16 protein-coding genes and 2 tRNA genes are annotated in these 25761 nt (G+C 36.0%); 8 read left to right on the forward strand and 10 right to left on the reverse strand.

What is annotated here, in order from left to right:
- Positions 1–68 precede the first annotated feature (68 nt).
- The 5 genes from typA to proS form a co-directional block, all read right to left on the reverse strand.
- On the reverse strand, positions 69–1865 hold the full coding sequence (gene typA / locus DB895_RS01405; protein ID WP_116723549.1) for a translational GTPase TypA: 1797 nt from the start codon (positions 1863–1865) through the stop codon (positions 69–71).
- Between the two features lie 254 nt (positions 1866–2119).
- Positions 2120–2371 carry a 30S ribosomal protein S20 gene (rpsT, locus tag DB895_RS01410; protein WP_116723550.1) on the reverse strand — a complete coding sequence of 84 codons (252 nt, stop codon included), beginning with the start codon at positions 2369–2371 and terminating at the stop codon, positions 2120–2122.
- 32 nt (positions 2372–2403) lie between these two features.
- Positions 2404–2475 (reverse strand) — tRNA-Glu (locus DB895_RS01415).
- A 46-nt stretch (positions 2476–2521) separates the two neighbouring features.
- Positions 2522–2593 (reverse strand) — tRNA-Glu (locus DB895_RS01420).
- A gap of 78 nt (positions 2594–2671) precedes the next feature.
- Positions 2672–4150, reverse strand: coding sequence for a proline--tRNA ligase (gene proS, locus DB895_RS01425; RefSeq protein ID WP_116723551.1), 1479 nt, complete (start codon positions 4148–4150; stop codon positions 2672–2674).
- Positions 4151–4250: 100 nt separating this feature from the next.
- Between proS and DB895_RS01430 the strand changes: the two genes are divergently transcribed.
- Complete coding sequence (locus DB895_RS01430) at positions 4251–5213, forward strand: hypothetical protein (protein ID WP_116723552.1); 963 nt, start codon at positions 4251–4253, stop codon at positions 5211–5213.
- Between the two features lie 79 nt (positions 5214–5292).
- The gene (locus DB895_RS01435; protein ID WP_116723553.1) at positions 5293–6795 is read left to right on the forward strand and encodes an OmpP1/FadL family transporter; all 1503 of its coding nucleotides are present in this window, start codon (positions 5293–5295) and stop codon (positions 6793–6795) included.
- Between the two features lie 62 nt (positions 6796–6857).
- On the opposite strand, the gene DB895_RS01440 is transcribed toward DB895_RS01435, so the two are convergent.
- On the reverse strand, positions 6858–9071 hold the full coding sequence (locus DB895_RS01440) for a B12-binding domain-containing radical SAM protein (RefSeq protein WP_116723554.1): 2214 nt from the start codon (positions 9069–9071) through the stop codon (positions 6858–6860).
- 89 nt (positions 9072–9160) lie between these two features.
- Between DB895_RS01440 and DB895_RS01445 the strand changes: the two genes are divergently transcribed.
- Entirely contained in the window at positions 9161–13330 is a 4170-nt protein-coding gene (locus DB895_RS01445) for a DUF7948 domain-containing protein (protein ID WP_116723555.1), read from the forward strand.
- Between the two features lie 5 nt (positions 13331–13335).
- Here the strand turns inward: DB895_RS01445 and DB895_RS01450 are convergent, their stop codons facing one another.
- The 4 genes from DB895_RS01450 to DB895_RS01465 form a co-directional block, all read right to left on the reverse strand.
- Positions 13336–14619: an MFS transporter gene (locus DB895_RS01450; protein ID WP_116723556.1), complete on the reverse strand. Its 1284-nt coding sequence runs from the start codon at positions 14617–14619 to the stop codon at positions 13336–13338.
- Positions 14620–14819: 200 nt separating this feature from the next.
- Positions 14820–16361: an acyl-CoA carboxylase subunit beta gene (locus tag DB895_RS01455; RefSeq protein WP_116723557.1), complete on the reverse strand. Its 1542-nt coding sequence runs from the start codon at positions 16359–16361 to the stop codon at positions 14820–14822.
- On the reverse strand, positions 16351–17808 hold the full coding sequence (accC, locus tag DB895_RS01460; RefSeq protein ID WP_116723558.1) for an acetyl-CoA carboxylase biotin carboxylase subunit: 1458 nt from the start codon (positions 17806–17808) through the stop codon (positions 16351–16353). Before accC ends, DB895_RS01455 begins: the two co-directional genes overlap by 11 nt.
- A gap of 4 nt (positions 17809–17812) precedes the next feature.
- Positions 17813–18298: an acetyl-CoA carboxylase biotin carboxyl carrier protein subunit gene (locus tag DB895_RS01465; protein WP_116723559.1), complete on the reverse strand. Its 486-nt coding sequence runs from the start codon at positions 18296–18298 to the stop codon at positions 17813–17815.
- Positions 18299–18630: 332 nt separating this feature from the next.
- On the opposite strand from DB895_RS01465, the gene bshC reads away from it, so the two are divergent.
- From bshC to DB895_RS01490, 5 genes are all read left to right on the forward strand, one after another.
- Positions 18631–20223 carry a bacillithiol biosynthesis cysteine-adding enzyme BshC gene (gene bshC / locus DB895_RS01470; RefSeq protein ID WP_116723560.1) on the forward strand — a complete coding sequence of 531 codons (1593 nt, stop codon included), beginning with the start codon at positions 18631–18633 and terminating at the stop codon, positions 20221–20223.
- 11 nt (positions 20224–20234) lie between these two features.
- Positions 20235–21506, forward strand: coding sequence for an acyltransferase family protein (locus DB895_RS01475; RefSeq protein WP_116723561.1), 1272 nt, complete (start codon positions 20235–20237; stop codon positions 21504–21506).
- 405 nt (positions 21507–21911) lie between these two features.
- On the forward strand, positions 21912–23060 hold the full coding sequence (locus tag DB895_RS01480) for a T9SS type A sorting domain-containing protein (RefSeq protein WP_116723562.1): 1149 nt from the start codon (positions 21912–21914) through the stop codon (positions 23058–23060).
- 249 nt (positions 23061–23309) lie between these two features.
- Positions 23310–24500, forward strand: a complete 1191-nt coding sequence (locus tag DB895_RS01485; RefSeq protein WP_116723563.1) for a T9SS type A sorting domain-containing protein — start codon at positions 23310–23312, stop codon at positions 24498–24500.
- A gap of 131 nt (positions 24501–24631) precedes the next feature.
- Positions 24632–25051, forward strand: a complete 420-nt coding sequence (locus tag DB895_RS01490; RefSeq protein ID WP_116723564.1) for a nucleoside-diphosphate kinase — start codon at positions 24632–24634, stop codon at positions 25049–25051.
- Positions 25052–25761: the final 710 nt, after the last annotated feature.

Consider the following 25761-nt stretch of genomic DNA (forward strand, 5'->3'; position numbering starts at 1 on the left):
TGACAAGTAATTAAAAAGCCCATCTATAAACAGATGGGCTTTTTTAGGACTAGTCAAAAATTCAAAAATTAGATTTTAAATCTTTTTCTATCTGTTTCTGTCAAATATATTTTTCTCAAACGAATCGATTTTGGAGTTACCTCAACATATTCATCTTTTTGAATGTATTCTAAAGCTTCCTCTAATGAGAAAATAATTGGAGGGATAATCCTTGCTTTTTCATCATTTCCTGAAGAACGAACATTCGATTGTTTTTTCTCTTTAGTCACATTCACACACATATCGTCTCCACGAGAGTTTTCTCCAATTACTTGACCTTCATAGATTTCAGCATTTGGCTCAACGAAAAATTTACCACGATCTTGCAATTTATCGATAGAATAAGGAATCGCTTTTCCTTTTTCCATAGAAATCAATGAACCTTTGTTACGTCCAGCAATTTCACCTTTGTAAGGCTCATATCCTATAAAACGGTGTGCCATAATAGCCTCACCAGCAGTAGCAGTAAGCAATTGATTACGCAATCCAATAATTCCACGTGATGGAATATTAAATTTTACAATCATACGCTCCCCTTTAGTTTCCATAGAAAGCATTTCACCTTTACGCAAAGTAACAAATTCTACGGCTCTACCAGAAAGATTCTCTGGTAAGTCGATTGTTAACTCCTCAATTGGCTCACATTTTTTACCATCAATTTCTTTGATGATAACTTGAGGCTGACCAATTTGCAACTCATACCCTTCTCTTCTCATGGTTTCAATAAGAACTGACAAGTGCAATACTCCACGACCAAAAACCATGAATTTATCAGCCGAATCAGTTTCACCTAACTTCATCGCTAAGTTTTTCTCTAATTCTTTTGTCAAACGTTCTCTAATATGACGAGAAGTTACAAATTTACCTTCTTTACCAAAGAAAGGAGAGTCATTAATTGTAAACAACATACTCATAGTAGGCTCGTCAATATCAATTGTTTTTAATGCTTCTGGGTTTTCAAAATCAGCGATAGTATCACCAATTTCAAAACCTTCTACTCCAACAATAGCACAAATATCTCCAGCAATTACTTCTAGAACTTTTTTACGACCAAGTCCTTCAAAAGTGTGTAATTCCTTAATCCTTGATTTAGAGATAGTACCGTCTCTTTTTACTAATGAGATTGGCATACCTTCTTTTAAAACCCCTCTTTCCAAACGACCAATTGCGATACGACCTGTAAATGCTGAGAAATCTAATGAAGTAATCAACATTTGTGGTGTTCCTTCAGAAACTTTAGGAGCAGGAACATTTTCAACAACCATATCCAACAATGCTTCCACATTATCAGTTACGTTTTCCCAATGGTCAGACATCCAGTTATTTTTAGCAGAACCGTAAACCGTTGGAAAATCCAACTGCCACTCTTCGGCACCCAATTCAAACATCAAATCGAAAACTTTTTCATGAACTTCTTCAGGAGTACAGTTTTCTTTGTCTACTTTATTGATTACAACGCATGGTTTTAACCCTAAATCAATTGCTTTTTGTAATACAAAACGGGTTTGTGGCATTGGTCCTTCAAAAGCATCTACAAGAAGACAAACACCATCTGCCATGTTTAAAACACGCTCTACTTCCCCACCAAAATCGGCGTGACCGGGAGTGTCAATGATATTAATTTTTGTTCCTTTATATACAACAGAAACGTTTTTAGAAGTAATGGTAATACCTCTTTCGCGCTCCAAGTCATTGTTGTCAAGGATTAAGTCACCTGTGTTTTCGTTGTCACGAAATAACTGACAGTGATACATGATTTTATCAACCAAGGTAGTTTTACCGTGATCGACGTGGGCAATAATTGCAATGTTTCTGATAGATTCCATCTGTGATTTTTAATGGGTGCAAAGGTACACTTTATTTTGATATAAAAAATATTTGAGTTTTAATAGTTGCAGTTTAGTAACTTACGGGTGATGAATGGGTTAAAATTATTAGTTCTTTTATTACAAGTCTGTTACTATAAATTAAAACTTAAAAGTTCATTAATATCATTACCAACAACAGAAAAAAAACAAAAAACGACATAAAAAAACTCTCCAAATTGGAGAGTTTAAATAATATACTAAAATTGCAAAATTTACAATTTAGAAACGTGTTTTGTCAATTTAGATTTCAAATTAGACGCTTTGTTATCATGAATGATATTTTTCTTAGCCAATTTATCAATCATAGAAATTACGTTTGACAATTTGCTTGAAGCATCTGATTTGTCTGTAGCCAATCTTAATGCTTTAATTGCATTACGAGTAGTTTTATGTTGGTAACGATTTAATACTCTTCTTTTCTCGTTACTTCTAATTCTCTTTAATGCCGACTTATGATTTGCCATTTTATTCTTTTTTCTTAATTATTTTTTTTTTGTAGTCCGTAGGGGAATCGAACCCCTGTTACTAGAATGAAAATCTAGCGTCCTAACCCCTAGACGAACGGACCATTATTCTCCTAGTTTGGTTTTTCTTCAATAAAAATTGAAATTTTGTAGCCCGTAGGGGAGTCGAACCCCTCTTACCAGGATGAAAACCTGGCGTCCTAACCGATAGACGAACGGGCCATACTTCTCTAATGCGGATGCAAAAATACAACTATTTTTTATTCGTACAATAGTAGATGTATTTTTTTTTATTTTTTTTTAATAAGCCTTTGCAAACAGCACTCTACCAACAGATTCCGATCCTGAAAACATGCATTTTCCGGCTTCCTCTACTCTATTTAGGGGAATACATCGTATCGTTGCCTTGGTTAGCTCCTTAATTTTTTCCTCAGTTTCAGGAGTACCATCCCAATGTGCCGCTATAAACCCGCCTTTGTTTTCCAGAACGTCCTTAAACTCTTCAAACGAATTGACTTCCGTAATATGGGTGTCTCTATATTCTAGGGCTTTGTTGAATAAATCCTTCTGAATTTGCTCCAACAACGCATCGATATGCATTATGATTCCTTCTTTTGAGACCACTTCTTTAGACAATGTATCTCGTCTTGCTACCTCAAAAGTGCCGTTTTCTAAATCTTTTGGGCCAACCGCTATTCTAACAGGAACACCTTTCAGCTCCCATTCAGCAAACTTAAATCCTGGTTTTTGGGTCGTTCTGTTGTCGTATTTAACGGAAATTTTAAGTTTCTGGAATTGTGCAACCAAATCATTGACTACAGCAGAAATGGTTTCAAATTCTTCATCGGTTTTATAAATAGGCACAATCACCACTTGTATCGGAGCCAAATTAGGAGGCAAAACCAATCCCTTATCATCGGAATGTGTCATAACCAAAGCCCCCATCAATCGGGTAGAAACGCCCCATGAAGTCCCCCAAACATGTTCTTGCTTTCCTTCGGCATTGGCAAATTTTACATCAAACGCTTTGGCAAAATTTTGTCCTAAAAAGTGTGACGTTCCTGCTTGTAGTGCTTTTCCATCCTGCATCAAAGCCTCAATGCAATAGGTTTCTTCGGCACCGGCAAAACGTTCCGTTTCAGTTTTCAAACCTTTAATCACTGGAATTGCCATGAAATTTTCGGCGAAATCAGCATATACATTCATCATTTTCTCCGATTCTTCTATCGCTTCCGCTTTAGTGGCGTGAGCGGTATGCCCTTCTTGCCATAAAAATTCGGCGGTACGAAGAAACAAACGCGTACGCATTTCCCAACGCACCACATTTGCCCATTGATTTATCAGTAAAGGCAAATCCCTATAGGACTGTACCCAACCTTTATACGTTGACCAAATAATCGCTTCACTCGTAGGACGAACAATAAGTTCCTCTTCGAGTTTTGCATTAGGATCCACCATCAATTTTCCGGGTCTGTCAGGATCATTTTTTAATCTGTAATGCGTAACAATGGCGCATTCTTTAGCAAAACCTTCTGCATTTTTCTCTTCGGCTTCAAACATGCTTTTTGGGACAAATAGCGGAAAATAAGCATTGCTATGCCCTGTTTCTTTGAACTTTCGATCTAATTCTGCTTGCATTTTTTCCCAAATTGCATAACCGTAGGGCTTGATCACCATACATCCCCTAACGCCAGAGTTTTCGGCAAGATCTGCCTTGACAACTAGTTCGTTATACCATTTCGAATAATCTTCTGATCTTGTAGTAAGGTTCTTACTCATATGAATAGTTTGGCACAAAAATTGTTTAACTTATTTTAACTAAATAGTTTGGCAAAACTAACTATTTTTGTCATGTCCAACAATTAAAAATGCCATAGATATGAAAACTAATTATTTTTCTACGCAAAAAATTTCCATTTATTTCTTATTTGGACTTTTAGGCTTCTTTGTAACTTCTTGTGGCTCATATCAAAATACATCATATTATGACCAAGATGGGATTTACGGAGGTTCCGAAAGACCAAAATCAGATAATTCTGTTCAGACAAATCCTCAAAATAACCAGTACAAAGACTATTTTAATTCCTTACAAAACAACAGAGAGCAGCCTGAAGCATTTACCGATGTAGAGAAATACAATTCGGGTTATGACAATTCGCAACAAAATGAAAACCAAGGGTATTCAAACGGTTATTCTGCTTGGGGCAGCAATCCAGATCATGTTACGGTAAACGTTTATGATTCCAATTGGGGATATAATTATTGGAATAATTACTGGAATTGGAACGTCGGCTGGGGATGGAATTCATGGTACGGACCAAGTTATGGCATGGGTTGGAACTCTTGGTACTATCCTTATTACGGATGGAACAGTTGGTATGGAAATAATTGGTATGGAAACGGCTATCACGGTAACAACTATTACTATGGCAGCGGAAGAAGGGATTCTTCTTATAGAAATTCATCCAATAACAATTACTATTATAACAGTGGTAGAAACAGGAATACAGTACCCTATAATGGCATCCGTAATTCTAACAATAACGTACTACCAAACAGAAATTCTAATTTCAATTCCATAAGATCCCAAAATTCGAATACGAGAGGCAATTATAATTACAATACGCCCAGAAACACTACTAACCCTACACGAAATAACACATATACCCCTACCCAAAATAACCAAAACAGAAACAACACCTACACGCCAAGAACAGAAAATGCTCCATCCAGAAATTACAACGAGAATCAAAACAGTGCGCCAAGCAGATCAAATTCATCCAGCAACGGTGGTGGATACGGTAATGGTGGAGGAAGATCATCCGGCGGAGGAAGAAGATAATAATATGAACCATGAAAAGCACCTATGTTCTAACTGAAACGTTATTAGCATAGGTGCTTTTTTGATAAAAAACATAAAAATGAAAAAGTATATCACAATTATTATAGCAGGATTGTCATTCTCTGCAGTTCATTCACAAGGGATTGCGGACGCCTTGCGTTTTTCGCAGGACAATCTAAATGGCACAGCCCGTTTCAGTGCTATGAGTGGTGCTTTTGGAGCACTTGGTGGCGATTTTTCTTCTATAAATGTGAATCCTGCAGGTTCGGCTATTTTTTCAAATAACCAAGTTGGTTTTACGTTGAGCAGTTACAACGCCAAAAACAAATCCGAATATTTCGGCACAAAAAATTCCGAAAACAACATTTCTTTTGATTTAAACCAAGCAGGAGCCGTTTTTGTTTTTAATAATGCCAATCTCAAAAACGAATGGAAAAAAATCACTATTGGAGTAAATTATGAAAACGCAAATAATTTTGACAATTCTATATTTGTTGCCGGAACTAATCCGAAAAATTCTATTGCCGATTATTTTTTGAGTTATGCTAATCCTACTGTTAACCAAGGGGGGATTTATCTAGGCACCTTAAAAGATTATTATTACGAGGAACTCAATTACCAAGACCAACAGGCATATTTAGGCTATTATGGAAAAATTATCATTCCGGTAGATCCCACAAATTTAAACAACGACTCTTATGTTTCAAACGTTCCTGCTGGCGGAAATTATTATCAGGATAATTATATTGAATCAAGTGGCTACAATGGAAAATTGGCTTTTAATGCCGCAACCCAATACAAAGACAAACTCTATTTTGGATTGAACTTAAATTCTCATTTTACAGACTACAAGCATTCTACCAGTTTTTATGAATCCAACACCAATAGCACAAATTCTCAAGTACGCAGTTTGCAATTTGACAACGATTTGCATACCTATGGATCCGGTTTTTCGCTTCAATTGGGCGCTATTGCAAAAGTCACCAAAGAATTACGTTTTGGTTTAGCCTATGAATCACCAACATGGTATTGGCTGAACGATCAATTGCTGCAAACCCTCTATAGTACCGTCAATCCTAGCACAACTTCCTCAACGGTTGATTCTAATTTCATTATGACTTCTGCACCTTACACTTTACAAACACCAGGGAAATGGACGGGAAGTTTGGCCTATATTTTTGGAAAATCCGGATTGATCAGTATGGATTATGGCTTGAAGGATTACAGCAACACCAAATTTACTCCTAAAAACGAGTTTCAAAATGCAAACCAAGATTTGTCAAATAGACTGACTACTGCAGCTGAATTGAGAATTGGTGCCGAATACAGAATTAAGCAATGGAGTTTAAGAGGAGGGTTTCGCAATGAACAAAGTCCCTATAAAGACGGAAAAACCATTGGCGATTTAACAGGATATTCTGGTGGTTTTGGGTATAATTTTGGGGCTACCAAACTGGATTTAGCCTATTCCTTTTCGCAAAGAAGTACACAACAAGGATTTTTCTCTCAGGGATTTATGGATAGTGCAACGGTAAAAACGAATCGCAATAATTTCAGCATGACTTTATTATTTGAGTTGTAGAAACCATTAGGTTTTACAGACTAAAACACAAAACCATTTCATCTGTGAGATGGTTTTGTGTTTTATAACACCAACAGTCCAAAATCCCTTAAAGTATGTATCGGTTTGGAATACCAAAACAATTCGAAATCCTCTGAACGACTTTCAAAATCAGTTTTTATTTCCTGAAACGAATGTGTTTTAAAATTAGAAACCGCTATCTTTTGTAGCATTTCAATCAACCACTCCCCTTCCTTCTTATTGACCTGAATGACGAAACTTTCTTTTTTATCGTGGAAAGTCAACTTCATCATTTCCCAAACATTTCCTTTTTTAGATTTGGTAAAATGTTCCACGGTAGGTCTTCCTCCTAGCCAAACTATTTTCGCAGTGGGTTTTATATTAAAATCTTCCTCTTGTTGTAAAGCTAAAGCAATAAAATCTTCGGGGATTTTTGTTTTCGGAATTCTAAACTCAAACCAGTCCTGCAACTCATAGTCAAAACAAATCCCGTGCATGAAGTTGAACAGCGACTTCTTTAACCCAAAACTAAACTGGTCATGGTCGATTCCCGTTGAATCTTTATAATTGATGTCATTATTTGCAAAGGTTCCCAGCGTTTTCGTCTCTTTTACAACGCCAAATTTATCGGGATACATCCCAACAGGGCTGTGTGCCGTCATGGCAAATTGATGCCAAAACCCCGATTGCAACACACCAACTTCAAACAATTGCCGTACCATTTCTAGGCTATCGACAGTTTCCTGAACCGTTTGAGTAGGATATCCGTACATCAAATAGGCATGAACCATGACTCCCGCTTCAGTGAAATTCCGGGTAACCTTAGCCACTTGTTCTACGGTTACGCCTTTATCAATTAATTTCAATAATCTATCTGATGCCACTTCCAAGCCTCCGGAAACCGCAATGCAACCCGATTCTTTGAGCAACAAGCACAAATCTCTCGAAAAACTTTTCTCGAAACGAATGTTGGTCCACCAAGTGACTGCCAATCTCCTGCGAAGGATTTCGAGAGCCAAAGCGCGCATCAAGGCTGGTGGCGCGGCTTCATCTACAAAATGAAACCCGTTCTCCCCCGTTTGCGATATCATTTCTTCCATTCTGTCGCAAAGCAAATTGGCAGCAACTGGCTCGAAAACCTTAATATAATCTAAAGAAATGTCGCAAAACGTGCATTTTCCCCAGTAGCAACCGTGCGCCATGGTGAGTTTATTCCATCGGCCGTCGCTCCACATGCGGTGCATGGGATTCACAATTTCAATCACCGAAATGTATTTATCCAATAACAAATCCGAATAATCGGGCGTGCCAACTTGGGATTGTTTGTAGTCACTTCGGGTAGAATTGTTTTTGTAAACGACCACTTCATTTTCAAGAAGAAAAGTCCGTTTGTATTGCTTATCAATTATCAATTGCTTCGCCAGTTCGCTATCGCTCGTGTGTTCATTATCAATTATCAATTGAATTGGCAATTCTCCATCATCCAAAGTAATGAAATCGAAAAATTCAAAAACCCGTTTATCCGAAAGCGAACGCAATTCCGTATTCGGAAAACCGCCACCCATGGCAATTTTAATATTGGGATAGTTTTTTTTGACCCATTGTGCACATCGAAAAGCACTGTACAAATTGCCCGGAAACGGAACCGAAATCAGGAATAATGTAGGCTGAATCCTTTCCATTTTTGTTTCCAAAATCGAAAGTAAAATTCCATCAATATAGGTGGGCTCTTTTTGCAAGGCTTCGTACAATTCGTCAAAAGAATTTGCACTTCTGCCTAAACGTTCCGCATAACGACTAAAACCAAAATTTTCATCGACACATTCCACTATAAAATCTGAAATGTCTTCAAGATATAAAGTCGCGAGATGTTTGGCTTTATCCTGCGCCCCCATAGTTCCAAATGCCCAGTCTAATTCTTCCAATTGAGAAAAACGGGATCCTTCCGGCAAGAAATCCTCCTGACAAATCTGGAGTGCCAAGGTTGGGTTTTTCCCTTGCAGAAAAGCAATAACCGAATCAATTGTTTTAATATATTCATCCCAAAGCGCATATATTCTGTTTGAATTATCAGAATAGTGCTCAATTCCCCCTTTGGGGGCTAGAGAACTTAATCCTTCCTTCGAAAACAATTTCAATATCACTTCAATTCCCAAATCTGCCTGAACGGACTCTATATTTATGGTATTCAGAAACCCTTTGATGTATGCCGTTGCCGGATACGGGGTATTCAGTTGGGTAAATGGTGGCGTGATGAGAAAGAGTTTGGTTTTCAATGAAAATCTGTTTTGAGCAAAAGTAGGAGTTATTAATCATTATTACTCAAATATTTATTTACTTTTACGAAAGTATAAAACCTGAAAAAGTGAAATATAAATTACTCGCCTTCATTACTATTATTTCTTTTCATCTGTTTTCCCAAAATAAAAATCAATCCATTGGTTTTACAGAAAACAAAGGGCAGATTATAAATCAAAAAGGAAAACCAAATCCTGCTGTAAAATTCCTATTGAATTCAAGTGGTTTGAATGTTCAGTTGAGAAAAAATGGTTTTTCGTATGATGTTTACGAAACCAAAAAACACCCATTGACTGAAAAGCAAAAGAAAGAACAGCATCCTACTGCTTTTCCAGATAATGATAAAGACAGATTCCCTGATTATACTTTAGAATACATATACCATCGAATCGATATTGATTTTGTAGATTCAAATCCTAATGTAGAATTCATTAAAGAAGGAGAATCAGCCGATTATGATAATTATTATAATATCGTTAATAGACCCGAAGGCATTACTAATGTTCACAAATTCAAACAACTTACGTACAAAAATATATATCCCAATATTGATGTCGTATTCTCTATTCCGAAAGACAGTTTAAAAACTGTAGAATATAATTTTGTGGTTCATCCGGGTGGAAAAACTTCGGATATTCAAATGAAATTTAAAGGTGCTCAAACCGATTTAGTCGATAACAAAATCAGAATTAAAGTGCGTTTTGGCGAAATGGAAGAAACCTTACCTATGAGCTGGACGGAAAACGGGAATGAGAAAACAGATATTGCTATTGGATATAGAAAAATCAAGAAAAATGTTTATGGTTTTGAAAGTACTGATAGTGTTTCTGATAAAAGGGTGATTATTGATCCCGTTCCAGTGAGATTATGGGGGACTTATTATGGGGGAGAAGGTTTGGAAATTTCTTCATCCGTTTTCGCAAAAGATGGTTTTGTATATTGGGCTGTAATAACTTACAGTTCCGAAAATATTGCATCAGTAGGTGCTCACCAAAACTATTACGCATCGAATGGTGGTTATGATGCTTTTTTCACTAAGCTTAATTCGGATGGAACTAGAGTCTGGGGAACCTATTACGGAGGAGCTTATGCTGATATAATTAACCAAATCAAAGTTTCAAATAATGATAATATATACATTGCTGGGGAAACTTTAAGTAAAACTAATATATCAACTATTGGGAGTCATCAACAAAATTCTGGCGATCCAGTTTGGAATACTTATGATGGGTTTTTAGTCAAATTTGAAAGTAATGGAATTAGACAATGGGGAACGTATTATGGAGATTTAAATGACGAAAGAATAAATAGTTTAATTATAGATTCAAATGAGAAAATTTATATTTCAGGAGAAACATCAAGTGATAAAAGCATTGCGACAATTGGTTCTTATCAACCTAATCATACAAATCAAAGTCAATATCCCTATGATGGATTCATTGCAAAATTCAATTCTGATGGAGTTCGAGAATGGGGAACATACTGTGGCGGAAATAAAAGAGATACAATTTTAGATTCCAAATTAGATTCTAATGGCAACCTCATTCTTATGGGATCCACAAATAGTACTTTAGGTATTTCTACCTCAAATGCATATCAAGAAATTAATAATGGTGCAGACGGTTTTTTGATGAAATTTGACCTCAATGGAAACAGAATTTGGAGCACTTATTTTGGTGGAAATAATGATGATTACTTCTACAATCTTGGTATAGATTCAAGCGACAATCTGTATTGTTTTGGACAAACTAATAGTACCGCAAATATCGCAACTACTGGAGTTTTTCAAGAAATTTATCTTAAAAATTCTATAGCAAACAATAGTGGATGTATTTTTAAATTTGATTCAAATGGTTTCAAAATGTGGGGTTCCTATTTTTTTCCTGAGACTTTAGGAGGTTCTGTTTCCAAAAGTGGAGATATCTATTTTACGGGAAGAGTAGAAAATGGTTTTCTTCCTACCCCAAATGCGTATCAAGAAATTAGAAATCTAGGAACTGAATCTTATTTAGTAAAATTTAATACCAATGGACAAAGAGATTGGGCAACTTATTTTGGAGGAATTGGTGCAGATAATGCATTCATCACAAGTGCAGATGATAATTTCAACATTTATTTAGCGGGTTTGACAAATAGTTTAACAAATATTGCCACACCAAATACATATCAACCGAATCGTTATCCAGATACCAACTTTTACACATTTAATACAGGAGATGCATTTTTGGTAAAATTTAGAGATTGTTTTTCATCAACAACTACATCTTCCAATTCCCCAATCTGCATCGGAAGTTCCCTAGAACTAAAAGCTTCTGGAGGAACAAATTACTCTTGGACTGGCCCCAATGGTTTTACTTCAAACGAACAAAACCCTATAATTCTAAAGGCGAATGCAGCAAATAGCGGGCAATACAATTGCGCTATAACAGGAACTGGCGGATGTGATGCTACAAATATTATAGATATACTCGTAAATGATACCATTACTCCTATTCCTAACATAAGTAAACTTCCAACTATTACTGGAACTTGTAATGCAACCGTTTCGACTATTCCTACAGCAACCGACAATTGTGCTGGAACAATTACAGGTACAACTACAAACCCATTAATTTATGATTTAGCAGGAACATATACTATCGTTTGGAATTACAAGGATGGTAATGGAAATAATGCTACTCAAAATCAAAAAATTATTGTCAATCCAAATGCTGATGTAATAGTGCCGGAAGTCACTTATTCTCTTTGTGATGGCGATATAGATGGCAAAGAAATATTCGATTTGACATCAAAACAACCAGCAATTATAAATTTACCAAACTACAGTTTTAGCTATTTTAAAAATGAAAATGATGCTTTATTACAAACAAATAAAATAATTAATCTCTCAAATTTTGAAAACGAAACTAACCCACAAACTATTTTTGTTAGAGTTTTAAATACTGTAAATAATTGCTCTTCTCTTTCTAAAATTATTTTGACTATTAATCCTAAACCGGTTGTTAGTAATGGAATATTATCTAAATGTGACACTTTCTTTAACGGGATTCAAACTTTTGATTTAGATATTGCTAAAACGCAAATTAATGCTTCAGCTAATCTAACTTTTCAATATTTTAAATCATTACAAGATTTGAATAATGGTTTAGAAATTACTAATCCAAATTCCTTTTTGAATGCTATAAATAATCAAATTGTTCACGTAAAGGTTTCTGACTCCAATACTTGTTTTGCCGTTGCAGAATTGACACTTGTTATTAATCCTATTGATCAGAAAATTTTAACTGATTTTATAAAATGCGATGATGATTACGATGGTAAAGTAATTTTTGACTTTTCGGAAAAGTACAATGAAATTTCCACTTATTTACCAACTGACAATTATACATACAGTTATTATACTAATATAAAAGATGCTAGTTTAGGAAACTCAAATACAATTGCTGCATTATATTCAAATACTATCAATAATGAAATAATTTATATTAGAGTACTTGGAACTTCTGGTTGTTCAAGCATTTTCAAAGTTAAATTAGTAGTTCTTGTAAAACCAAAGGTGAACATGAAAGACAATTGGTCTATCTGTAAAGGAGTATCCATTCTCATAGCAGCAGACGCTGGTTTCAATTCCTATTTATGGTCAACTGGTGCTATAACTCAATCTATTCTTGTAAAAGAATCCGGAGATTATTCAGTAACAGTAACTAAAAATCACGATACCATTTCCTGTTCAACTACAAAAAACATTGCTGTAGTTGCATCAAGCAAAGCCGTAATTACTAAAATAGAAACCGTCGACTGGACAGATAGCCAGAACATGATTACCATTTTCACAACTGGTGATGGTAATTATGAATATTCCATTAATGGAATAGATTTCCAAGATAGCAATATTTTTTCAGGGTTAACAAGTGGAATATATACTGTTTATGTCAATGATAAAAACGGTTGCGGTATTACAAAAGATGAAGTATATATTTTATTGTATTCCAATTTTTTTACTCCAAACGGTGACGGATTTAATGATTACTGGAATATTAAATTTTCATTCAGTGAGCCCACCATGAAAATTAAAATTTTCAATCGTTATGGCAAACTCGTTAAAGAATTGGCACAAAACGGCTTAGGATGGGATGGAACTTTTGAGGGACAAGAGCTTCCCTCAAGTGATTATTGGTTTATAGTTTCCCGAGCAAATGGAAAGGAATATCGAGGTCATTTTTCTTTAAAACGATAAATCCCTTAAAATTGATGCTCCTTTTTACTAATCAGCAAAAGGGAGATAAAAGTGACTAGTGCCGCCGCCGACAAATAATACCCCACATAAGTAAGTCCGTAATTTTTAGCAATCCAAATGGCGATGATGGGCGCAAAAGCCGCACCAATGATACCTGCAAAATTAAAGGTAAGCGAAGCCCCGGAATAGCGCACTTCAGTAGGGAATAATTCCGAAAGAAAAGTGCCTAAAGGGCCGTAGGTCAATCCCATCAATACCATTCCGATGCACAGAAAAAGGGTGATGAAAACCGTATTTCCCGAACCCAGAAAGTAGGAAAAAAACAATCCGAAAAGAACAATGGCTACAGAAACAACAATCAGCACCAATCTTCGGCCAAATTTATCGGCCAATAGTGCCGATATGGGAATGGATAGTCCAAAAAACAATACTGAGAAAAGCTGTATTTTAAGGAAATCACGTCTTGTAAAACCTAAATCGGTGGTTGCCCAACTCAAAGTAAATACGGTCAACAAATAGAAGATTACAAATGTGGTTACTGCCGCTAAAGTTCCAAAAACAAGTTCCCGTTTATAGGATTTCAGCAACGTTATCAGAGGAGTTTTTACGGGTTTCTTGGTTTCTAGAGAAGCAAGAAAAGAAGGCGTTTCGGTAATTTTTAAACGGATGTAAAATCCAACCACCACCAAGGCAGCACTTGCTATGAAGGGAATTCTCCAACCGTAATCGAAAAACTGTTCGTTTGTTAAGGTGTCGCTCAACAAAAGAAACGTTCCTCCGGAAAGCAACAACCCGATGGGCGCCCCTAATTGGGGAAACATTCCGTACCAAGCGCGTTTTCCCGGAGGGGCATTTTCGATTGCCAATAAAACGGCACCGCCCCATTCTCCGCCAAGCCCCATCCCCTGCCCAAACCTAAACAGCATTAATAATAAAGGTGCGGTGATTCCGATGCTGGCATAAGTAGGCAGAAACCCAATGGCAACGGTTGAAATCCCCATGGTTAACAAGGCTACAACCAAGGTGGTTTTCCTTCCTATTTTATCGCCATAATGTCCAAAAACGGCCGATCCGATAGGACGGGCAAAAAAGGCAATGGAAAAAGTAGCCAACGATTGCAAAATGGAATTCGTAGGATTCGATCCCGGGAAAAACAATTGCGGAAAAACTAAAACGGCAGCATTGGCATAAATATAGAAGTCAAAAAACTCAATGGTTGTTCCAATTAAACTGCCAAAAAGGACGTGCTTTAACGAATTCACTTGATTCGAATCGGGGTTCTTGTTCATAACGGAATGTAATATTTCGATAAAAATGATATTAATTTCCGAGAGTAACAAATTTTTTGTTCCATCAACCCATTAAATCCCATTAAAAATAGTATTTCCTCAATAAACAAAAACTACAATTCTATCGATAAGAAAAGTGCCATTGCTAAATATCCGTCAATTATTTGTCGCCTTATAAAATTTAGGTTGTCTAATAGGGTTTACAAAGGAATATTTCCGTGTTTTCGATTAGGGGTTGCAACAACCTTGTTTTCCAGCATGCTAAACGTTTTTATCAATTTTCGGCGGGTGTCTTGCGGTAAAATCACTTCGTCTATAAAACCACGTTGGGCTGCAGTGTAAGGATTCGCAAATAAATCGGCATACTCCGCCTCTTTTTCCAATAATTTTGCAGCGGGATCAGTCGCTTCGTTAATTTCTTTTTTGAAGATGATTTCACTGGCACCTTTGGCTCCCATTACGGCAATTTCGGCGGTAGGCCAAGCAAAATTCATGTCGGCACCAATGTGTTTGGAGTTCATTACATCATAGGCGCCACCATAGGCTTTACGCGTAATCACGGTAACTTTAGGCACAGTGGCTTCGCTAAAAGCGTATAACAATTTGGCTCCATGAACAATAATTCCATTCCATTCCTGATCGGTCCCCGGTAAAAAACCTGGTACGTCAACCAATACTAATAACGGAATATTAAAGCAATCGCAAAAACGGGTAAACCGTGCCGCTTTTATGGAACTTTTCACGTCCAGGCAACCCGCTAAAAACATAGGATTATTGGCTACGATTCCGATGCTTCTTCCTCCCAGTCGGGCAAAACCGACTACAATATTTTCGGCATAGTCTTTATGAATTTCAAAAAAAGAATCTTCATCAATAATTCCCTTGATTACATCGTGCATGTTATAGGGCTTATTGGCAGTATCCGGAACAATATCCGACAATTGTTCCCTGATTTCGTCCTGTAAAATGTAAGGCAGTTTTGGCGTAACTTCTCTGTTGTTCTGCGGAACATAACTCAACAATCGTTTGATGTCTTCCAGACAGGAAATCCCGTTGGGAGAAGTGGTATGTGCCACTCCCGATTTAGTGGAATGGGTAATTGCTCCGCCTAATTCTTCCGAAGTCACTTCTTCATTGGTCACGGTTTTCACGACATTGGGACCGGTAACAAACATATAACTGTTGTTTTCTACCATCATGGTAAAGTCGGTCATGGCTGGCGAATATACTGCACCACCGGCACAGGGTCCCATGATGGCCGATATTTGTGGAATTACACCACTGGCTTGTACATTTTTAAAGAAAATATCGGCATACCCCCCCAAGGAACGAACGCCTTCCTGGATTCGGGCACCACCGGAATCATTCAAACCAATCATGGGTGCTCCTACTTTTACCGCCATGTCCATCACTTTGCAGATTTTTTCGGCATGGGTTTCAGACAAAGAGCCTCCAAAAACGGTAAAATCTTGGGCAAAAATATACACCAATCGTCCGTTGATGGTTCCATAACCCGTAATTACTCCATCGCCATAATAAATTTCTTCTTCCATGCCAAAATCGGTTGTGCGGTGCGTCACCAACATCCCAATTTCTTCAAAGGAACCTTCATCCATTAAATATTCGACACGTTCTCTGGCGGTTAATTTTTTGTTTTCGTGTTGCTTTTCGATCCGCTTTTTACCCCCACCCAAATGAGCTAAAGCTATTTTGTCGTTTAATGCTTTTATTTTAGATTCCATAATTTATTGAATTTGGTAATCGTACTATTTTCTGATCTTCAAAATACTGTTTCAAGGCCACAAGTGCGGCAATTTCGGCTTCCTTTTCTATTTGAGCCTTTAACATTGCTGCGTCATACTGTTTTTTCACGAAATTGGTATCAAATTTTCCTGACCGAAAAGCCTCATGTTCAAAAACAAATTTCCCGAAAGGCAGCGTAGTTTGCACCCCTTCTACCTTATAGTCCTCAATGGCTTTCAGCATGATTTGAATGGCCTCTTCTCGGGTTTCGCCATAGGTGATTAATTTAGCCAACATCGGGTCGTAATAAATAGGAATGTCCATGCCTTGCTCGAAACCGTTATCCACCCGAATGCCTTCCCCCACAGGCAATTTATAGACATCTAAATGTCCCACGCTAGGTAAAAAATCATTCATGGGATCTTCGGCATACACTCGCAGTTCCATGGCATGCCCTTTAATTTGTATATCTTCCTGATTAAAAGGCAATGCTTCGCCCCTAGCCACTCTGATTTGGAGTTCGACCAAATCTACTCCCGTAATCCATTCCGTAACAGGATGTTCTACTTGCAAACGGGTATTCATTTCAAGGAAATAGAAATTATCTTGTTCATCAAATAAAAACTCCACCGTTCCCGCTCCTAAATAATCGCAAGATTTGGCCACCTTAACTGCAGCTTCTCCCATCCTTTTTCGTATTTCAGGCGTTAAAACGGAAGATGGTGCTTCTTCTACCACTTTTTGATGGCGTCGCTGAATGCTGCACTCTCGTTCAAACAAATACAACACATTGCCGTGACTGTCAGCTATAATTTGGATTTCGATATGTCGGGAGGAGGCTACATATTTTTCAATGAAAACCGAACCGTCTCCAAAAGCGGCAACGGCTTCACTTATGGCTCGGTTCATTTGGGGTACAAAATCATGTTCGTTTTCTACGACACGCATTCCTTTACCGCCACCGCCGGCAGAGGCCTTTATCAAAATAGGAAAACCAATTAGTTTTGCCGACTTCTTTGCTTCATCGATATCCGTAATCGCATGATCTATACCGGGAACCATGGGAATATTGTAGTGCATCACCGCTTCCTTGGCGGCCAATTTGCTTCCCATAATTTCGATGGCTTTCGATTTGGGTCCAATGAAAATAATGTTGTTCCTTTCTGCTTCCTCAGCAAATTCAGAATTTTCACTCAAGAACCCATACCCCGGATGAATGGCATCTACGTGTAATGCTTTGGCTACTTCAATAATTTTACTCCCCAAAAGATAGGACTCACTGGAAGGAGATTCCCCAATCCAAACCGCTTCGTCGGCAAACTTGACGTGGGGCGCATTTCTGTCGGCAGTAGAATAGACCGCTACGGTTTTAATGCCCATTTTTTGAGCAGTTTTCATGACTCTAATAGCAATCTCGCCTCTGTTGGCTACTAATATCTTTTTCATTGTCTTATTCAAATTCAATTAATAATTGCCCTTTAACTACTGCATCCCCAATAATCACCGAAATCGATTTGATAACACCATCTCGTGGAGAAAGAAAACTATTTTCCATTTTCATGGCTCCCAAAATTAAGATGTTGTCATTTTCTTTTACCGATTGACCAACCACTACAAAAATTTCAAGAATTAATCCCGGCATGGGGGCTTTAATCGTATTAACATGTTTTGTAGCACCAACTTCAAATCCCATTGCCATAATAAGCATGTCTAGTTTATTAGAAATGGTTACCGAGTAGGTATTGTGATTCACCTTTATAGTGTAGCATTTTTGATTGAAATTAGAAGAAATAATTTCGGCTTTGTAAGGTTTATTTTGATGCAGAATATGGAATTTATTTGTTTCGATACTTACCGCATCGAGTTGAGGAATACTCTCCTTTTCATAATCAAATTGAAAAGTCGTATTTACATTCACTTTGAAGTCTTTACTCATCAGTGTAATTTTTAGTTGACACCAAACTTAACTAATAATTTCTATTTTTTTCAAGTTTTTATCGATATATATGCTAATTAGTTATATATAACACGAATTATTCATCAATATACCAATAAGATAATCCAACATCTCTACTAAGATTGATAAGGGCACTATATTTTTAGAATTAGAACTGCTCCAATCAAAAAACGCATATAATTCAATTAAAATATGGAGAAAATATTTTCTTTTCAGGAATAAAAAATCGACATTTACTAAGCCTTTGTTAAACCAAAAAATCATAACCCGCTTTTTGTTAATTTTACAAAAATTTTAAGCACTTCAAAAACATGCCAACTGACTGTATTAATTATCAAAATTCAGGATATTTCACGGCTCTAATTCGTGACTATTTAGACCAAAAACAAAACATACAGTCCCTTTACCATCGTTTCCCCACTCTAGAAAACTTTAAAGGACAAATGGAAGAAAAGCAAGCTAATTTTGACAATGCCCATCGAGAGGTTTTGGTTTCGGTTTTACAAAAGCAATATGAAAAAATTAGCACTTCAGATTTGACCAAAAAAAATATCGAATCGTTAGCCCGTCCCAATACATTTACTATAACCACTGGTCATCAATTAAATTTATTTACCGGACCATTGTATTTTTTATACAAAATTATATCTACCATAAATCTATCCAAGGAACTTAAAGCCAAATATCCCACTTGCGATTTCGTACCCATTTATTGGATGGCAACAGAAGACCATGATTTTGAAGAAATCAATTATTTCATTTTTAAAGGAAAAAAATTTAGATGGAATACCTCAAGTTCTGGACCTGTAGGGAGATTATCCACAAAAGGCTTAGAAGACGTATTTGAAGTTTTTGCAAAAGAAATAGGATCAAGCAATGCCGCGAATGAGATTAAAACCCTTTTTGAAGAATCCTACCTCCATCATGACACCTTAGCTGGTGCCACTCGGTTTTTAGCAAATTCCCTTTTTAAAGAATACGGCTTGATAATCCTTGATGCCGATACTCCAAAATTGAAACAGGAATTCATACCTTATATTAAGGAAGAATTATTATTTCAAAACGCAAACCAATTGGTGCTTGAAACCACAAAGCAATTGCATGAATACTCCATTCAGGTGAATCCTCGGGAAATTAATTTATTCTATATCGAAGATGATTTGCGAGAACGTATCATTCTGGAAAATGGATTCTATAAAGTGAATAACACTAAAATTCAATTTTCTGAAACTGAAATTTTATCCGAACTGGAAAACCATCCCGAAAAATTTAGTCCCAATGTAATCCTACGTCCTTTATATCAGGAAGTCATTCTTCCTAATTTATGTTACATAGGAGGTGGCGGTGAAATTGCCTATTGGCTGGAACTAAAATCATTGTTTGAAGCGTCAAAAATCACTTTTCCAATACTATTATTGCGGAATTCCGCCTTATTAATAACGGAAAAACAGGCAAAAAAGACTGACAAATTAATGTTGGAATGGAAAGACCTGTTTTCAAAACAAAATGATTTATTGAACGAAAGAACACGAACTTTATCCGAATTCCCGATTGATTTATCCATTCAAAAAGAACAATTAAAAAATCAATTTTCCTATTTATATTCCGTTGCCCATCAAACCGACAAATCCTTTTCTGGAGCAGTAAAAGCTCAAGAAGCGAAACAAATTAAAGGATTGGAAAATTTGGAAAAACGACTCTTGAAAGCTCAGAAACGAAAGCTACATGATGAATTGGAGCGGATTGCCGAGTTGCAAAATGAATTGTTTCCAAATCAGAGTTTACAGGAACGCCAATCCAATTTTTCGGAATTCTATTTAGAAAACGGAACGAAATTGATTCCAATATTAATCCATAAACTCAAACCCCTTGAGACTAATTTCGATATAATTGGGGTTTCTTAAAAAGAAAAGAAATGACTAAGGAACGGTTACAATCGCTAGATGTATTTAGGGGAATTACCATTCTGTATATGACCCTTGTCAATAATCCTGGAAGTTGGTCATTTATTTATCCGCCTTTAGAGCATGCGGAATGGAACGGTTGCACACCCGCCGATTTGGTTTTCCCTTTCTTTATTTTTATCATGGGCACGGCCATTCCTTTTGCAATACCCGACAAAACGTTAGAAAATTCCCCTGTCAATAAAATAGTGGTACGTTCACTACGTATCTTTTGTTTGGGATTGTTTTTAAATTTTTTTAGCAACATCGAACTCTTTGGCTTAGATGGAATCTCTTTATTATTTATCCGTTTGACATTGACGCTCGGGGTTAGTTATGCCCTATTAGGCAATTTCAATTTAAAGGTCAAAACGTTTTTGGTTTTTACAATACTAACCGTTTTACTCTTTTTGTCCTATGGTGGTATCAAGGATTTTCAAGAAGTCCGAGTTCTGGGAGTATTGCAACGCCTCGGAATTGTCTATTTTTTCGTAGCCGTTTTATACTTAAAAACAACCCGAAAAATACAACTTCTGGTTGCTATAACACTACTATTGGGGTATTGGGTAGTAATGGCTATGGTTCCAGTTCCGGGAATTGGCAGCGCTAACTTTGAAAAAGGAACCAACATGGCAGCTTGGCTTGATGGACTATTACTAAAGGGGCATATGTGGATTTATACCAAAACATGGGATCCTGAAGGCCTATTAAGTACCGTGCCAGCGATAGCTTCAGGAATAATAGGTTTGCTGATTGGGCAATTGATGAATATTACATTGCCAAAACTGGAGATTGTAAAAAAAATCATTCTTATTGGTGTTACATCAACCGTTATAGGCATTCTTTGGGGAATCATTTTCCCCATAAATAAATCGCTGTGGACCAGTTCATATGTATTATACACTTCGGGGTTGGCCATATTGTGTTTAACTTTTTTGTATTATACAGTAGAAATCGCCAATTATAAAAAATGGACTCTTTTTTTTATAATTTGGGGGGTAAATCCCATGATTGTATTCTTCTATTCAGGAATAGTTTCAAAGGTTTTGAGAATGATTAAAATTCAGAATCCAGAAATCGTCACAGAACAAATCAGCATTCAGGATTATTTCTACAAATTTTGGATTACTCCCACTTTTAGCAATCCGTTAAATGCCTCATTGGCCTTTGCATTGATAAACACCATTTTTTGGTCTTTAATATTATGTTTTTTTTACAAAAACAAATTGATTTTCAAGGTGTAAGATTTGTTTGAAAACAAAAAAATCACCAAAATTAAAACATAATCAATTTGAATTAAGAAAAATAGCCCGTCTATTCCAATATTTTAAAGTTTAGTAAATTAGACGTCTAACAGTAACCAAATATACGTTGTAAGCCAAAGGAATTGATTTACAAAAAAACTGTAACAAGGAAAACTCATTAATTTACCATATCTATGAAATGCTAGAACTTCTTGTTTAAAAAGTTAAAAAAAAATAGAAAAATTAAATTGAATCGACATTTACTATAAGATACGCAAAAAAGTGCGGTGTTTAATAATGTTATTAACACGAAAACGTTTTCGTGTGTTATTTTTTTCAATAAGTCAATGTTGTTCTACAAAAATGAGTACTTTTATCTGATATTAATTTAAACAAAATATTATTATGAAAAAAAGAGTACTTTATTTGATTATGTGCGTTTTTACAATGACAGCTATTAATGCGCAAATTTCCCTAATTGGACCAGGTGGTTCTGGAGATTGGGCTTCTGATGTTGATTTGGCTGACTCCGGTGATGGTATTACTTACACCCTTAAAGGATTCGTTTCTGCAGGTGGTGAAGCAAAATTTCGTTCAGGTCATGATTGGACTATTAACTGGGGAACTGCAAGTTTCCCTGCAGGTACAGGAACACAAGGCGGAGCAAACATCCCTGTAATTGCAGGTACATATGATGTTACTTTCAATATTGTAACTGGAGAATACAAGTTTGACGGAGGAGCGCCTATTTCAGTGGTTAAAATCTTAGGAACTGCTGTAACTCCACCAGAAGGTCTTACTATGGTTACTGCAGACGGATCTGTTTACAAAATTACAACAACGTTTTTAGCAGGAGAAGCTAAATTTGACCTTGACGGAGTATTACTTTCAGACATGGCTTTCCCTGCCGGAACAGCTGCTGAAGGTGGTGCAGGTATTATGGTACCCGCTGGTACTTTTACTGTTATTCTTGACATTACAACTGGTGCATACAGTTTTGCATTCCCTACAATAAGCCTTATTGGTGCTGGTGTAGGTGGCTGGGGAGTTGATACTGATTTAGCAACTGTAGATGGTGTTATTTATACTATCAATGGACTTGTTATTAATGTTGATGGTAGTACTCCTCCAAGCTCTGAAATAAAATTCCGTCAAAATCATGACTGGGCTGTTGCTTGGGCTGACGTAGCTTGGCCTTCTGGAACTGGAACAAGTCTTGGAGCAAATATCCTAGCATTACCTGGAACTTATAATGTTACCATAAACATTGCAACTGGAGAATATGTATTTACAGATGCACTATCTACCAAAGGATTCAGCTCTTTGAACTTCAAAGTATTCCCTAATCCAACTCAAAACAATTGGAACTTTACTTCAGCAAATGAAAGAATAGAATCTATTCAAATTGTAGATGTTTTAGGTAAAAACGTAATAACTGTTTCTCCAAAAACTAACGCAGCTAATGTAGATGCTTCTAATTTAACAAAAGGAATATATTTTGCTAAAATAGCTACTGCTAAAGCTAATGAAACAATTAAATTGATGAAAAACTAATCATTAGTTAAAATCAAAGTAAGCCCTTACTGCAATTTGCAGTAAGGGCTTTTTTTTATAAAAATAAATATTATTTTTGTGCTCTGGAATTGAAAAAAAAAAAAAAAAAAAATGAATTAAACGTTCTTAACTTAAAAAATAACACATTATAAAACAGGTCTTTACCGTTTAATAATTAATATTTCAACTATTTCTGTTTCAAAAATGTGTACCTTTATAGTACCATTTTTATTTAAAATAAGAATCATTATGAAAACAAAACTACTATATTTTATCATATGTATTTTTACAACTATAGCTACTAATGCACAGTCTATTGCTGTTGTTGGTGTGGCTACAGTTATTAAGGGAGTAGGTGATGGTAGCGATGGCTGGCCAGATAGCGACCCATCAACACCTGATACCCACATAATGACTACACAAGATAACATAACCTTCACCCTTACGGGGCTTGAACTGAAGAGTGGTGGCTTAAAATTCAGACAAGATGGAGATTGGACTATCAATTGGGGCGGGGCTTTGTTTCCTACTGGAACTGGAATTCGAGATGGTGCAAACATTCCAGTTATTGCTGGAACTTACGATCTGACCTTCAATATTCTAACAGGGGAATATTCATTTTCTGGTGGTCCAGAAATTTTTATTGTTAAAATTTTAGGTACTGCCGTTACTCCTCCAGAAGGTGTCAGTATGGCTACAGAAGACGGCGAAACTTATAAACTTACAGGAACTTTTACAGATGGTACAGCTCAATTTGAAATTAATGGAGGAATTACTGGAGGAAGCACTTTTCCCTCAGGAACTACTACTCTTAATACTAATTTTATTCCAGTTACTGCTGGTATTTGGGCAGTATCGTTTAATATTACTACTGGACAATATCATTTTATATATCCAACAATAAGTATTACCGGAACCGGAGTGGGTGGTTGGGGTGTTGATATCGATTTAGAAACCATTGACGGTATTAACTACACAAAAAACGGGATTGAGATCACTCCGTCAGGGATTCCAGCAAGCACTGAATTAAAATTTCGTCAAGATCACGCTTGGACAGTTGGTTGGGCTGAAGCAGCTTGGCCTACGGGAACGGGAACATCCATCGGAGCAAATATTCCTGCGGAAACAGGAACCTACGATATTACGTTTAACATTATAACCGGAGAATACGCATTCTCAAAACTATTATCCACTAAGGAATTTGGTTTTTCAAACTTTAAAGCGTATCCAAATCCCACTCAAAACAATTGGAACTTTACTTCCGCAAATGAAAGAATAGAATCTATTAAAATTGTAGATGTTTTAGGTAAAAACGTAATGACTGTTTCTCCAAAAACTAACACAGCTAATGTAGATGCTTCTAATTTAACAAGTGGAATGTATTTTGCCCAAATAGCCACTGCTAAAGCTATAGAAACAATTAAATTGATAAAAAATTAATCATTAGTTTATATTGTATCAATAATTAACCTAACATGAAATAGTAAGGGATTTTTTATACCTAAATTGTAATTCATCTTTATTAATCGATTAATTAACCTTATTTTTGCACCCAAATTAAAAAATATAAAATGGCTACGAATAGAACATTTACAATGATTAAACCTGATGCAGTTGAAAACGGACACATCGGAGGAATTTTAAATATGATTGCAGAAGGTGGTTTCAAAATTGTTTCTTTGAAATTAACACAATTAACATTGGCCGACGCAAAAGCATTTTATGCAGTGCACGCCACAAGACCTTTCTACGGAGAATTGGTAGAATTCATGTCAAGAGGACCTATTGTTGCTGCCATATTAGAAAAAGAAAACGCCATAGAGGATTTCAGAACTCTAATTGGGGCTACTAATCCTGCTGATGCAGTCGAAGGTACTATAAGAAAAAAATATGCAACTTCTATTGGAGAAAATGCAGTTCACGGTTCTGATAGCGATGCAAATGCGGCTGTTGAAGGCGCTTTTCATTTTGCAGGAAGAGAACAGTTTTAGTTTTTGACTATTATTTTGATTCACATAAATCCTAATGGAATAGTGAAAATTTTATCTATTCTAAATAGAAAAAATTTAACATTTACCATATCTTTTTAATCTGATTAAAGGGTTTAATTGTCAAAAATAGTTGGTAAAAAAACTGTATAGCACTATAAAATACGTTGTTCCTAAAAGTTTATTGAAATTCATTTCAATAAACTTTTTTTATTTATGAAAAACTCAAAAAAAGTATTATCCAACATGTAAAAGTCTTCAAACTATTAAATAGGGAATCTTATTGAATTCATCCAATAGAAAAAAGAGTATAGCGATTTTATCAATCAAAAATTATATTGAAACGGGATAATATTGATATATCCGTAAAATGGCAAGAAGATCATTTAGCGTAATCAAGAAAGCATTACCCAATATGTTTCTGCACTTAAAAAATGACAAAATACACAATTCAACAAATTTTTCGAATCATTTTTGGGACATTTAAAAGGCAATTTGAACGTTCATAAAGAATTAAGTTTCGCAAATCGAAAGACCTTTTGAAATGAAAGGTATTTGTATTACAAAAATAAAATCAATAAGTAGTTTTTTTTTAGCCATTTCAGATTACCGATAAATAAAAAGGATAGCTCTAAAACTATCCTCTTAATTATCATATAATCTAACCTATAGCTAATTGGTTACTTCTCTCAGCAGAGTCAATGTCCTCTACA

Origin of the sequence: Flavobacterium psychrotolerans, assembly GCF_003097635.1 — a bacterium.
GTDB lineage: Bacteria > Bacteroidota > Bacteroidia > Flavobacteriales > Flavobacteriaceae > Flavobacterium > Flavobacterium psychrotolerans.

Excerpts from the sequence above, each read along its gene's own strand:
- DB895_RS01430 (WP_116723552.1), top strand. The coding sequence starts at position 4,251 with ATGAAAACTAATTATTTTTCTACGCAAAAAATTTCCATTTATTTCTTA.
- DB895_RS01475 (WP_116723561.1), top strand. The coding sequence starts at position 20,235 with ATGACTAAGGAACGGTTACAATCGCTAGATGTATTTAGGGGAATTACC.
- typA (WP_116723549.1), bottom strand. The coding sequence starts at position 1,865 with ATGGAATCTATCAGAAACATTGCAATTATTGCCCACGTCGATCACGGT.
- bshC (WP_116723560.1), top strand. The coding sequence starts at position 18,631 with ATGCCAACTGACTGTATTAATTATCAAAATTCAGGATATTTCACGGCT.
- rpsT (WP_116723550.1), bottom strand. The coding sequence starts at position 2,371 with ATGGCAAATCATAAGTCGGCATTAAAGAGAATTAGAAGTAACGAGAAA.
- accC (WP_116723558.1), bottom strand. The coding sequence starts at position 17,808 with ATGAAAAAGATATTAGTAGCCAACAGAGGCGAGATTGCTATTAGAGTC.
- DB895_RS01490 (WP_116723564.1), top strand. The coding sequence starts at position 24,632 with ATGGCTACGAATAGAACATTTACAATGATTAAACCTGATGCAGTTGAA.
- DB895_RS01455 (WP_116723557.1), bottom strand. The coding sequence starts at position 16,361 with ATGGAATCTAAAATAAAAGCATTAAACGACAAAATAGCTTTAGCTCAT.
- DB895_RS01435 (WP_116723553.1), top strand. The coding sequence starts at position 5,293 with ATGAAAAAGTATATCACAATTATTATAGCAGGATTGTCATTCTCTGCA.
- DB895_RS01450 (WP_116723556.1), bottom strand. The coding sequence starts at position 14,619 with ATGAACAAGAACCCCGATTCGAATCAAGTGAATTCGTTAAAGCACGTC.
- proS (WP_116723551.1), bottom strand. The coding sequence starts at position 4,150 with ATGAGTAAGAACCTTACTACAAGATCAGAAGATTATTCGAAATGGTAT.
- DB895_RS01485 (WP_116723563.1), top strand. The coding sequence starts at position 23,310 with ATGAAAACAAAACTACTATATTTTATCATATGTATTTTTACAACTATA.
- DB895_RS01465 (WP_116723559.1), bottom strand. The coding sequence starts at position 18,298 with ATGAGTAAAGACTTCAAAGTGAATGTAAATACGACTTTTCAATTTGAT.
- DB895_RS01480 (WP_116723562.1), top strand. The coding sequence starts at position 21,912 with ATGAAAAAAAGAGTACTTTATTTGATTATGTGCGTTTTTACAATGACA.